This is a genomic window from Coprococcus intestinalis (genome assembly GCF_023656595.1).
Classification (GTDB): domain Bacteria; phylum Bacillota; class Clostridia; order Lachnospirales; family Lachnospiraceae; genus Coprococcus_A; species Coprococcus_A intestinihominis.
This window is the reverse complement of record NZ_JAMOKJ010000007.1, coordinates 25,523-37,620: the sequence shown is the minus strand read 5'-3', so window position 1 is coordinate 37,620 and position 12,098 is coordinate 25,523. Positions and strand designations below refer to the sequence as shown.

Genomic DNA, 12,098 nt, shown 5'->3' with positions numbered 1-12,098 from the left:
AAATTACACCCGTTGCCTAATTCAGAAGAGGTATGTATAATTGGAGATAAGAATAGAACATTGCTGGCTGGTATAATGATTAGAATAGATATGACTGCGGGACGTTCAGTATTCAGAAGTATGTGGAGTGAGTATGGATAAAATAATAGAAATAGATGAACAATATAAGAAATGGATTTCAGAAGTGAGTAAACGCTTTCGGCAGAGTCAAATTAAAGCAATGGTAAAAGTAAATGATGAAATGCTTCGATTTTACTGGCAGCTAGGTAAAGAACTTCATGACAGAAAGGATAGTTTTTCATATGGTCAGGGCTTTTACAAAAAGATTAGCCGTGATTTGCGTAAAGAATTGCCCGATGTAAAATCATTTTCGGAAACAAACTTACGATATATGCAGAAATTTGCTGAATTATACAGCGAAATTTCAAACCTTCCCCAAGTTGGGGAAGATTTCGGAAATGGAGAGGTAGAGACAATTTTTGCCATTCCGTGGGGACATCACAAGCTTATTATAGATAAGTGTAATGGAAATCGGAGAAAAGCATTGTTTTTTGTAAATCAAGTGCTTCAAAATGGGTGGTCGCGAGCAGTATTGCTCAATTTTTTGGATACGGATCTCTTTGAACGACAAGGAAAGGCGATTACAAATTTTAGTCAGACACTTCCGGCTATTCAAAGTGATTTAGCACAGGAAATTACGAAGGACCCTTATAAATTTGATTTTATTACACTGACGCAAAGTTATAATGAAAAAGAACTGAAAGATGCGCTGATGGATAATATTCAGAAATTTTTATTAGAGCTAGGTAATGGCTTCGCTTTTGTAGGACGCGAATATCGGATTGAGATTGGAACGACAGAAAATTTTATTGATATGTTGTTTTATCACATTCGTCTACATTGTTATGTAGTAGTTGAAGTAAAGGTTACGGAGTTCGAATCGTCTTATGCCGGGCAGTTGGGAACCTATGTAGTGGCGGTTAATCATCAATTGAAAACAGAAAAGGATGAGCCTACATTGGGATTACTTGTTTGCAAATCAAAAGATGATATAAAGGCACAATATGCATTAGAATCGAGCAGTCAACCTTTGGGAGTATCTGCGTATGAGCTGTCAAAGTTGATACCAGAGAATTTTAAAGGTTCATTGCCGTCAATTGATGAAATAGAGAGCGAATTACAGAAAGATGTAAAAAAGTGATTTGAAAGAATTTAGATTATTTAGGCCGGACTTAAAGCAGATATTTTTAGTCCGGCCTTTTTTATTATGCCGCGGAAAGGCATTCTGCTTTATAGCCTTTTTTTCAGCATTTCCGGATTGGATGCGTAGGTCAGCGCAGTTTCCTTTGTAATGATGCCCTGTTTACAGAGGTTCATCAGACTCATATCCATGGAGATCATATCATCTTTGGCCGATGTGGCAATGAGGCCGTCGATCTGGTGGACTTTGTTGTCGCGGATCATATTGCGGATGGCCGGTGTGACGCTCATAATCTCGAAGGCAGGTACCATTTGTCCGTCTACCGTCGGCACAAGCTGCTGTGAGATGACGGCATTTAAGACCATGGACAGCTGAACGGCGATCTGATGCTGCTGGTTTGGCGGAAAGACATCGATGATCCGGTCGATGGTATTGGCTGCTCCGATGGTGTGCAGCGTGGAGAAAAGGAGATGACCGGTCTCGGCGGCTGTCATGGCAACGCTGATGGTTTCATAGTCACGCATTTCGCCCAGCAGGATAATATTCGGGCTCTGGCGAAGGGAGGCTTTCAGAGCGGTGACATAATTGTCCGTATCAATCTTGATCTCTCGCTGACTGACAATGCTCTTGTTGTGACGGTGCAGGTATTCCAACGGGTCTTCCAGGGTAATAATATGCGTATTTCGCGTGTTGTTGATGCGGTCGATCAGGCAGGCAAGGGTAGTGGACTTGCCGCTGCCGGCGGAGCCGGTGACAAGGATCATGCCCTTGGTGTGATCGGCAAACTGCATAACAGCTTCAGGAATGCCAAGTTCCTGTGGATTCGGCAGCTGGAATGTGATGACACGGATAACGGCTGACAGAGCGCCGCGCTGTTTGTAGGCACTGACACGAAAACGGGAAACTCCGGGTATGGCAAATGAGAAATCATCATCACCATGAACCAGCAGATTCATCATATCACGGTCTCCGGCCATGCCATAGATCTCATTTAATAATGCTTCAGTTTCTTTCGGGAAGAGTTTTTCTTCCTGTGTCTGAATGATATTGCCGTTTTTTCTGCATGAAACAGGAAGTCCGGCTACGATAAAAATATCCGAAACATCTTCTTTGACGGCCTGTTCAAGTATTTCTCTGGCGTTCATAAAAATCTCCTTTGGTTTTTGCTAAATCTTATTTCATTAAATTCAAAGTCTGATCGCCCTTCCACTCACCGGAAGACTGAACCTGCCACTGTGAAATGCGGTAGTAAGCCTCCCCCTTGGCAGGCGCTGCGGTCAGTGTCAGCGTGACACAGAGGTTCTGTTTGTCATCGATGGCGACAGCATAAGAAATGGTTGGTTCACTCTGTGTAAAATCCATGGAGAGCTGCAGCTGTTCGCGGCTATCGAGTGCTGTCAATTGGGTCTCGATTTCAGTGAAGACAGCAGCAGTGTCGCTGCTTGTCGAGTCAGGCTGGCTGCTGTCGTTGCTTGTCGAGTCAGGCTGGCTGCTGTCGTTATTTATCGAATTCTTGCTGGTGTCGGTGTCTGACAGCTGCCAGGCATCGGCCAGGACGGCATCAATCTCATCCAGGGTGCTTTCTGCCGTATTGCAGGCCGCATAGTAGTTCGTTTTGTGATGGGCCAGTTTCTCTGCAAAGTCGGCATCACTTTTGGCGCTGGTCAGTGTCAGGATGGCAAAGGTCACCAGACAGAGGATCAGGAAGATGACAAGGAGAGAAGAGGCGCCGATATTAAAAAAAGGTGCTGGAGCTTTTTCTGACTGTTTTCTCATGATTCGGCCCTCCTTTGTCGGTGCTTAGTGACATCCAGTGTGTAGATATTCCGGTTGTCAGCGATAGTATCCATGGAAATATGGGCCTTCAGAAGGGTATTTTCCGGTTCATAATGGACGGTCAGGACATAAACGGCATCTGCTTTTTCACAGGATGCATAGCCGCTGTCATAGTAGGCGGCGGCATCCTGCAACGAATCGTCGGGCATCTGTGTGGACGGATCAGATGCTGTATCATCGGATGAAGCCGCTGTATCTGAATGCAGAGTGCCGGCTGAAATCTGTTCGGCCATACTGCTGACTTCATTGACGGCGAAATTCAGATCCCTGGCATCCTGGCTCATCAGATGGGCTTTGGTAAAAATCTGGATGCAGAGGGCACTTGCAACGGAAAAAAACAGAACGGCAAGTATAAGTTCCAGAAGAAACAGACTGGATATATTATTGTGACGTTGATATTTCATATGAATCCTATTCCTTTCCCGTGACAGGTGCTATGACTCACTGTGGATGCTGATATAGGACGCAATGGTGTGTCCCTGCGCATCGGTACATGTCAAATGCAGGAGATCCGATTGAGACATCTCCATATCCAATGACTGCAGCGGCAGAATGACTTTGCCTGAGCCGACATCGACATCTGCACTGCTTTTGGTGTACAATTCCATCAGATTTCCCTCACTGACATAAATATAAGTGACATATTCCGTGTCGTTGTAATGCTGCTTCAGAATCAGTGCCTGATGACCGTCAAAACTGCCGATAGATACGGCACCTTCGGTATCGTTCTGGTGAATTTTCTCAGTAATATAGGAAAGAGAAGTGTTGGCGTTAAAGTTCAAAGCCGAGTTCTCAGTGGTTGTACGGTAAACATTCGTGGCCAGCAGAAGCACTGTCAGGGCCGATACAGTGAAAACAAAATACAGGGAGATGGGAAACAAAATATCAATGATATGATGTTTCCTGGATTGAAATCTCATTTGCCTGCCCCCTTTTCAATGATGGTCACATCCGGATAAATATTGGCACCGACGGTCTGATAATCTACGAAAAAGAGGTCTTCGTCATAGGTCAGACCATAATGCGCTTTCAGGTCTTCCAGACTTTCGGGATAGGTGCCTTCCGTTGCATAGCAGTAGACGATGCTGCGGTTTAATGCCCGTTCCAGGCTTTCTTTCTGATGACGGCGGGTGCTGTCCGAAAATGAATCAATGCCGGAGATAAAAAGCAGAAGAATGACCAGAAAAACACAAATGGACAGAAAAACCCGGCGGTTTTTCCGGCTTTTCTTTTGATTTTGAAATCGTACCATAAGTGGGCCTCCTGACTTAGATGCTGGACATGATTCCGACGAGCGGAAGCATAACGGACAGTAAAATGAAACCGACAACAAGTGAGAGCGCAATGACAAGGGTTGGCTCTAAGATGGATAATGTATTGCTCATACGGTTATCTAGATCCTCCTGATAGAGTTCGGCAATATCGGACATCACCTGATCCAGTGAGCCGGTTTTGAAGCCGATGGAAGCCATACGGGCATAGACGCCGGTGAAAATACCTGTCTGATGGAGTGCAGCTGTAAAATCTGTACCGTTTTCCAGTAATTGTTCGCATTCGGTCAGCTCTTTCTGAAAGGCTTCATCATCATTTAATTCGCGGACAAGGCTCAGACATTCTTCGGGAGCCATGCCGCTTTTGAGAGTCAGCGCCATGCCGCTGGCAAACCGGCATGATGCAATATCATGATGCATGCGTCGGATGGCAGGAATATGGCTGCCGAGCCCTCTTAAGAAAGCGGCACCTTTGGCGGTGTGGTTGTAGGCGAAAAAGCCGATGACGATGACTGCAAGAACCGCAATGAATACAACGGAATAGCGGTTGATGGTATTGCCGAGGTCCATCAGAACTCTGGAAAATCCGGACATTTCCGAACCGAGCTGAATGAAGACCTGGTTGAAGATCGGCATGACTTTGATGATCAATACGAGGATAACAACGATCATCATGCTGATAATGATCATTGGATAAGTGACAGCGCTCCGGATCGTTCGGGCAATGGTATCTTCACGGGTATAGTGGTCGCCGAGGGCGGCCATGACATCGTCCAGTGTTCCGGTTTCTTCACCGATCCGGACCATATGTGTCATATAAGCCGGAAAAAGCTGTGTCTGTTCCAGTGCGCCGTTTAGTGTACCTGTTTCCTGTAGATTCTCTGAGAGTGCGTTGAGAATGGCTTTCTCTTCCTCTGAAGATGCATCCTCCAGCATGATAGAAATCCCTTCCAGAGCAGAGATACCGGAACGCAGGATCAGAGATAACTGGCTGCTGAAAGAAGAAAGTTCCGGATTGGAAAGTGGTTTTAATTGTGGTGATTTGTTCATGATCATTCCCTCCATAAATGCAGGATATTGTATAGATCCACAGATTGACAGGAAAACTGTGAATGCAGGATTAATAAGAGTATTTCACAGTGTATTTGCTGCCGTCTCCGATATATTTGGCTACGGCTTTGGAACTGTTGTTGGCAGCCAGGGTCGGATCCATGAGTACCCAGTCTTTGCCGTCAAATTCGATAATATTGTCCACCCATCCGGATTCCGTGAGGTAAACGCTGATCCAGGCATGATAGGCTTCACCGGAATAACCGACTTCCAGTTTTGTCGGAATGGACTGGGAGCGCAGCAATGCGGCCATCAGAGAGGCATAGTCGAAGCAGATGCCTTTCTTTTCTTCCAGTATCGTGTCAATATCCGGCACATAGTCGGTGGGTGTATTCTCGGCTTTATCGTTGTCATAGGAAATATTCCGGATCACATAGTAATAGCTGTTCTGCACGTAGTCCAGATCATCGGCAGACTGGTCGGATAATTCTCTGCCCAGGGCGACGACCTGGGAATCACCGGTGAACCAGACATATTGATTCGGATAGAGAAATGGCTTGAATTCATCGCTGAGGCTGACGGAGAGATCCTTGGAAAAGGCAAGGGCGTAACTGTTGTCAACTACCCATTCATAGACTTTGAGGGTGTAATCGCCATTACCGCCGGTCAGCGGAAAAGTGTTGTAATCGCTGCCTTTGATGGTGTATGTATAGACGGTACCGTCGGGAATGGTGATCTGGGCCTTGGCTTTCTCGGAGCGGCCTGTGTAGCGGATCATCACATACCCATCGGAAATGTTGGAGGCGTCAATGGAAACACTGTCATCACCATAGCATGTCTCACCGGATGCGGTGGGAACAAGGGAGGCATAGGCATCGGCACGCTTTTGGCCGGAACTGTCTGCATCTGAGCCGGAGCCGTCTGCGTCTGAACCGGATCCGCCGGAGCCATCTGTATTCGAGCCGCCGGAGTGGCCGGCGTTTGCCTCTGCCTTCGATGAGGTGCCGCCTGAACAGCCGGTCAGAAGGCAGGAACTGCCAAATAGCAATATCAATAGCAGGAAGAACAGGGATGCACAGTATGTGTGCTTTGATCGATTGTGCATGCGTGAACCGTTACTGAAAACTTATAAAAAGTTATAAACTTCCATGTTTCATTCCTATTTCAACGAGTATGCTTTTGATGATATAAATATCTATCTACTCACAAGTTCTTGTACTCTCCATAGGCGTAAATTCCGGACTAACGTATCCGTACATATTTGCATTAACGTTTCAGTGTTAGCTTGCAAATCGTTCTCCATAAGCCTTGAGATTTATAGATGCCTGGAAATCTCTGTCAATCATATTCCCACATTCACATCTATAAACCCTGTCAGATAACTTCAAATCTTCTTTGATGTTTCCACAGCAGCTGCAAAGCTTTGATGATGGATAAAACCGATCAGCCACAATAAGCTGAATCCCTTTATCATTGCATTTGTATTCGAGCTGTTTTCTAAACCAAAAAAATCCTTGTTCCTGTACTGCTTTGGAGAGATGTCTATTTTTCATCATTCCGCTGACATTCAGATCTTCAATACAAATAAATCTTGGCTTTCGATTTACGATCTCAGATATGGTCTGATTCAAATAGTTTTTACGGATGTTTGTTAATCTGTGATTTCGTTTTAATAAAAGTTTTTCCTTTTTGATTACATTATTTGTTTTACAGTAACTTTCCCCTTTCTTATTTTTCTCGTAAGAACGAGAGATACTACGCTGTAATCTACGTTTCTGTTTTTCTAGTTTCTTTACTTTCTGACTCTTATTGATGTTCTTATACTTAACGGCATCAGAGCAGACAGCTAAGTCTTTAATCCCTTAGTCTATGCCAACTCCATCATCATTAAATGTTTCCTTGCAGTCAGGAAATTCTACACATACACTGATCCACCAGTTCAATCCATCAAAGGATATTCTCGGATTCATATATTTAACATCTGTTGGAATACGTCCATGTTCTGCAAGTCTTACCCAATTCTTTTTTGCTTATTTGCTTTCCTGCTGGAAGAAAATCCTTCAAGCTTAACGTGGGTATTACTGAATTGTATCTTAACGTTGTCCTGATAGAACTTCGGCATTGATCTCTTTCTGGACTTGAATCTTGGGAATTTTTGCAAACCCTTGAAAAAGTTCTTATACGCAGTACAGGCATCTTTGATTGCCTGTTTGGTTACATTATTTGAAATATTTAATAACCATGCGTATTCATCAGAATGTCTAAGCTTTGTAAATTCTTTTCTGAGTTCTGAATCTGAAATGAATCTGCCACCTTTTTCGTAACTTTCTTTTTCCCTGGCCAAAGCCCAGTTATAAGCAAATCTAGAAGCTCCTGCGTACTGAAACATCTTAGTTTTCTGTACGTTGTTTGGTATCAACATTACTTTTATGGCTTTTACCATCTGTTTCCTCCTGCTGCATCAATTCTCGGATAAGTTTCTTAGCTTTGTTCGCTCGTTTTCCTTGTAATTTGCAACTGAATACTGTGATTATTTGAACCAGATCTTCAACAAGTTCCTGCTGTTCAGATTTTTCAGTATTATCAATAATCTCAATCTCACAATTATAAAGTGAAGCGATATATTCTATCAACTCAAAACCAAGTCGCAATAGCCTGTCTTTATATAAAACAACAACCTTTTCAACCTGATTTTGAGAGATTCGTCTGATCAATTCCTGAAGCCCTTTTTTCTTATAATTAACCCCAGAACCGATATCACTTATTATCTCAAACGGCTGCCCTTTTGCCAGAAGATATGTCTTGACATTATCAATCTGTCGTTCCAAATCATCTTTTTGTTTATGGCTTGAAACGCGACAATATCCAATTGTAATGCGATTTTTAGGCTTTACATTTATTACTTGGTTGAGTTGCTCATCGGAATAATATCTATAGCCACTTACTGTAGTATGATGCGGATGAAGTTTTCCATTGGCATCCCAATTTCGTAATGTCTGAGCAGATACGCCTATAATTTTTGAAAATTCATGTATAGAATAATATTTACTCAAAGTATCAACTCCTTTCAATAATATTCTACTCTAATATCTTATAAAACTCAGCACCGACTTATATGATTTTATAATTTATATTTAACTGTTAACAACCTCCTTCGGATGATTTTTCATTAAAACTGTTATCAGTATACCATATATTTAATATGAAAACATCTCTGTTTTTTTGTGTCAGAAAATGTAAACGACGCATTTTTTATGAAAGTAAAGGCAGGTATCTCTTTTTTGTGGGAAAAATTGTAAATGCCCCATATAGACGAAATAATAGCATAGTATTTTGCGGAAAGCTGTGGTAGAATAAAAGTAATTGCGTATTATCATCTATTTTAAAATCAATTCGGAGGAATTTTATATGCAGAAGTTAACAACAATCAGAGAGATTTTCAGAAATCGCGACAATTATCTCGGTCAGACAGTCGAAATCGGCGGCTGGGTGCGCAACATCAGAGATTCCAAGACATTTGGTTTCCTTGTTGTGAATGACGGTACTTATTTTGAGCCTTTACAGGTTGTTTTCCATGATGCTATGGCGAATTTCAGCGACATCTGCCATCTGAACGTAGGTGCAGCTGTGATTGTTAAGGGCCAGCTGGTGGCTACACCGAAGGCGAAGCAGCCATTTGAGATCCAGGCTGAGACAGTTGAGATCGAAGGTGCTTCCACACCGGATTATCCGCTGCAGCCGAAGAGACATACATTTGAATATCTTCGTACACTGACACATTTAAGAGCGAGAACCAATACATTTGAAGCTGTGTTCAGAGTGCGTTCTCTTATTGCTTATGCGATCCATCAGTTTTTCCAGGAGAGAGATTTTGTATACGTGCATACACCGCTGATCACAGGCAGTGACTGCGAAGGTGCCGGCGAGATGTTCCAGGTGACAACGATGGACCTGAACAACGTACCGAAGAATGAAGAGGGCAAGGTTGATTTTTCAGAGGATTTCTTCGGCAAACCAACGAACCTGACTGTCAGCGGTCAGTTGAACGGCGAGACATTTGCTATGGCATTCCGCAACATTTACACATTCGGACCAACATTCCGTGCTGAGAATTCCAACACAACCCGCCATGCGGCTGAGTTCTGGATGATCGAGCCGGAAATCGCTTTTGCTGATCTTCAGGATGATATGGAACTGGCAGAGAGCATGATGAAGTATGTTATCGGCTATGTATTGGAGCATGCACCTGAGGAAATGAAGTTCTTCAATCAGTTTGTGGACAAGGGCCTTCTTGAAAGACTGGAGCATGTGAGAACTTCTGATTTCGGCCGTGTGACTTACACAGAGGCCATTGAACTGCTGGAGAAGCACAATGATGAATTTGATTACAAAGTCAGCTGGGGCTGCGACCTTCAGACAGAGCATGAGCGTTATCTGACAGAGAAGATCTTCAAACGCCCTGTATTTGTGACAGACTATCCGAAGGATATCAAGGCATTCTATATGAAACAGAATCCGGACGGCAAGACAGTTGCTGCTATGGATATGCTGGTGCCTGGTATCGGCGAGATCATCGGCGGCAGTGAGCGTGAGAATGATTACGACAAGCTGCTGACACGTATGAAAGAACTGGGCCTGAAGGAGGAAGATTACAGCTTCTATCTTGATTTGAGAAAATATGGTTCAACACGTCATGCAGGTTTTGGCCTCGGTTTCGAGAGATGCGTGATGTACCTGACAGGTATGGGCAATATCAGAGACGTTATCCCATTCCCACGTACAGTCAACAACTGCGAATTGTAATTTTTAGTTCTTTAAAACAGGAGAAATGCTATGGGCGAAATGTTGAATGACCTGATTTTTAGTGTGAATACCATTCTGCCCGTTTTTATTGTTGTTGCGATTGGTTATTTTATGCGGCGGAGAGGAACCGTCGATGAGCATTTCGTCGGTTCTATTTCCAATGTTGTGTTTTATTATGCACTTCCGGCCCGGATGTTTCTGGACGTGGCCGGAAGTGATTTTACTGAGCTGATGAATCCCCGATTTATCCTTGTGACAGTCGGCGGAACCATCGGCGTTTTTCTTTTGGCGTGGCTGGTGATCAGCCATTGTATTCATGACGGCAGGAAGATTGCAGCAGCAGTACACAGTGCATACAGAGGCAATTATATTTATATCGGATTGCCGATCATCGAGAATATTCTTCAGACAGATCATGTGGCCTGTTCTGTGCTTGTGCTGACATTTATCATGCCGGTTTACAATATTTTGGGTGTTCTGATCCTTTCTATATATAGCGGCGATATGTCAGGCATGAAGCCGGGGAAGCTGCTTTTAAATATTTTAAAGAATCCGATGATCCTGGCGGTTATTTTTGGTGTACTCTATGCCATGACCGGGCTTCCGCTGCCTTATGCGGCTGAGAAATCCCTGACTTATCTCGGGGCCATCTCAACACCGATGGCACTGCTGATGATCGGAGCCAGAATGGTGGATAATTCGGTCAAGGGAGAAGGGAAAGCCATCCGTCTGGCGCTATTGTTCAAGTTGATCCTTGGGCCGGTTGTGATGACACTGTTGGCGATTTTCCTGGGTATGCCGACGGAAGAAATCGTGACGGTGTTCGTTCTGTTTGCAGTGCCGACGGCCATGAATGTGTTTATTATGACCAAGAGCATGGGCGGCGACGATGGCCTGGCGGCCAATGCCATACTGGCCTCAGTACCGTGTTCCGTTATTGTTATGACGATTGGTATTTATCTGATGCGGATAACGGGGATTGTATAACGGATGAAAAATATTAAAGTGATTTGGCGGTGAGACAGACAGCGGTAATCTTTCTGGCAACATTATGAATGAGCCAGGCGCCGGCAGCCATCGCAAGAATGTACAGGAGAATGCCTATCGGACGGCCGAGTATCCGATCGATATCGCCAAAGAGCAGCTGGGTGGACATTTCCCATGGGGAGATATAGAACAGGTTGGCGGCGCTGAAGCGATGCAGGATACCATTCAGAACTTCGGCTGCCAGACAGAAAAAGGCAAAAAGTGGCAGTGTCCGAAGGAAGCCTCTGGTTGTAAGATCGGCTTCGTGACTGAAAATAATGACGAATCCGACAAAAATCAACATCAGATGCCAAAGGATGCCATGCAGTGTCAGCATCCAGTACGGATGAAAAATACCGGAGGGGTCGATAAAGGTGGCAACAGCCCCCATCATATTGAAATCAAGCAAAAAGGTACAGAGAATTCTGTGCCTTTTTTCGTTATGTATCATGATCAACAGGGGACACAGATACATGGGGAGACTGCAAAGTTGAAATGGAAAAATCCACCAGTCATAAACGTGGCCATTGACAACATAAAAATTCATCAGCTGTTTATATAATTCGCCGATCAGAAGAATTACACCGGAAATCAGCATGATTCGGTCAAATTTCTGTTGATGAATACGAGTGTTTGTATTTGGATGATCTTTAGGGGAGAAAAGCCATGCAGCCCAAATAGCCGCAGCGCTTCCGCCAAAGGCTGCGAGCAAATGAAAAGGCCCGTAAAGAACCGGCGGTGTCATCGGCCAGGCTGTCAGTCGGAGAAGACATTCCAAAAAAGACATATAAATTCCTTCTTTCGGGATAGTTAGGTACCTCAATAAATAAAATATTCATTATGAATAAAATTTTATCTGTACATATACACATTTAGTATATCATAATTCAGACAATGTATTCTTCTTGTGA

Annotated in this window: 12 protein-coding genes and 1 pseudogene; 3 read left to right on the top strand and 10 right to left on the bottom strand. The window is 43.9% G+C overall.

Going from position 1 to position 12,098, the window contains the following annotated elements; translation table 11 throughout:
- Positions 1–133 precede the first annotated feature (133 nt).
- Positions 134–1,201 carry a PDDEXK nuclease domain-containing protein gene (locus NBH03_RS06885; protein ID WP_250798461.1) on the top strand — a complete coding sequence of 356 codons (1,068 nt, stop codon included), beginning with the start codon at positions 134–136 and terminating at the stop codon, positions 1,199–1,201.
- An 89-nt stretch (positions 1,202–1,290) separates the two neighbouring features.
- Here NBH03_RS06885 and NBH03_RS06880 read toward each other — a convergent pair whose 3' ends face one another.
- From NBH03_RS06880 to NBH03_RS06840, 9 genes and pseudogenes are all read right to left on the bottom strand, one after another.
- On the bottom strand, positions 1,291–2,346 hold the full coding sequence (locus NBH03_RS06880) for a type IV pilus twitching motility protein PilT (RefSeq protein WP_250798459.1): 1,056 nt from the start codon (positions 2,344–2,346) through the stop codon (positions 1,291–1,293).
- A 28-nt stretch (positions 2,347–2,374) separates the two neighbouring features.
- The gene (locus tag NBH03_RS06875) at positions 2,375–2,977 is read right to left on the bottom strand and encodes a hypothetical protein (RefSeq protein WP_250798454.1); all 603 of its coding nucleotides are present in this window, start codon (positions 2,975–2,977) and stop codon (positions 2,375–2,377) included.
- Entirely contained in the window at positions 2,974–3,441 is a 468-nt protein-coding gene (locus NBH03_RS06870) for a hypothetical protein (RefSeq protein ID WP_250798452.1), read from the bottom strand. The genes NBH03_RS06875 and NBH03_RS06870 overlap by 4 nt, the downstream gene beginning before the upstream one ends.
- Before the next feature lie 30 nt (positions 3,442–3,471).
- On the bottom strand, positions 3,472–3,957 hold the full coding sequence (locus NBH03_RS06865; RefSeq protein ID WP_250798448.1) for a DUF4860 domain-containing protein: 486 nt from the start codon (positions 3,955–3,957) through the stop codon (positions 3,472–3,474).
- Entirely contained in the window at positions 3,954–4,289 is a 336-nt protein-coding gene (locus NBH03_RS06860; RefSeq protein ID WP_015514977.1) for a hypothetical protein, read from the bottom strand. Before NBH03_RS06860 ends, NBH03_RS06865 begins: the two co-directional genes overlap by 4 nt.
- A 16-nt stretch (positions 4,290–4,305) precedes the next feature.
- Complete coding sequence (locus tag NBH03_RS06855; protein ID WP_250798442.1) at positions 4,306–5,358, bottom strand: type II secretion system F family protein; 1,053 nt, start codon at positions 5,356–5,358, stop codon at positions 4,306–4,308.
- A gap of 70 nt (positions 5,359–5,428) precedes the next feature.
- Entirely contained in the window at positions 5,429–6,463 is a 1,035-nt protein-coding gene (locus NBH03_RS06850; protein ID WP_250798441.1) for a transglutaminase-like domain-containing protein, read from the bottom strand.
- A gap of 175 nt (positions 6,464–6,638) precedes the next feature.
- A pseudogene (locus tag NBH03_RS16200) lies at positions 6,639–7,801 on the bottom strand (RNA-guided endonuclease InsQ/TnpB family protein).
- Positions 7,749–8,411, bottom strand: coding sequence for an IS607 family transposase (locus NBH03_RS06840; protein WP_250798436.1), 663 nt, complete (start codon positions 8,409–8,411; stop codon positions 7,749–7,751). Before NBH03_RS06840 ends, NBH03_RS16200 begins: the two are co-directional and overlap by 53 nt.
- Positions 8,412–8,766: 355 nt before the next feature.
- On the opposite strand from NBH03_RS06840, the gene asnS reads away from it, so the two are divergent.
- Together asnS and NBH03_RS06830 are read left to right on the top strand one after the other, a co-directional pair.
- The gene (gene asnS / locus NBH03_RS06835) at positions 8,767–10,161 is read left to right on the top strand and encodes an asparagine--tRNA ligase (RefSeq protein ID WP_015514980.1); all 1,395 of its coding nucleotides are present in this window, start codon (positions 8,767–8,769) and stop codon (positions 10,159–10,161) included.
- Between the two features lie 30 nt (positions 10,162–10,191).
- On the top strand, positions 10,192–11,148 hold the full coding sequence (locus NBH03_RS06830; protein WP_250798431.1) for an AEC family transporter: 957 nt from the start codon (positions 10,192–10,194) through the stop codon (positions 11,146–11,148).
- A gap of 13 nt (positions 11,149–11,161) precedes the next feature.
- Here the strand turns inward: NBH03_RS06830 and NBH03_RS06825 are convergent, their stop codons facing one another.
- A complete protein-coding gene (locus tag NBH03_RS06825) occupies positions 11,162–11,974 on the bottom strand; it encodes a TMEM164 family acyltransferase (protein WP_250798428.1) in 813 nt (270 codons plus the stop codon).
- Positions 11,975–12,098: the final 124 nt, after the last annotated feature.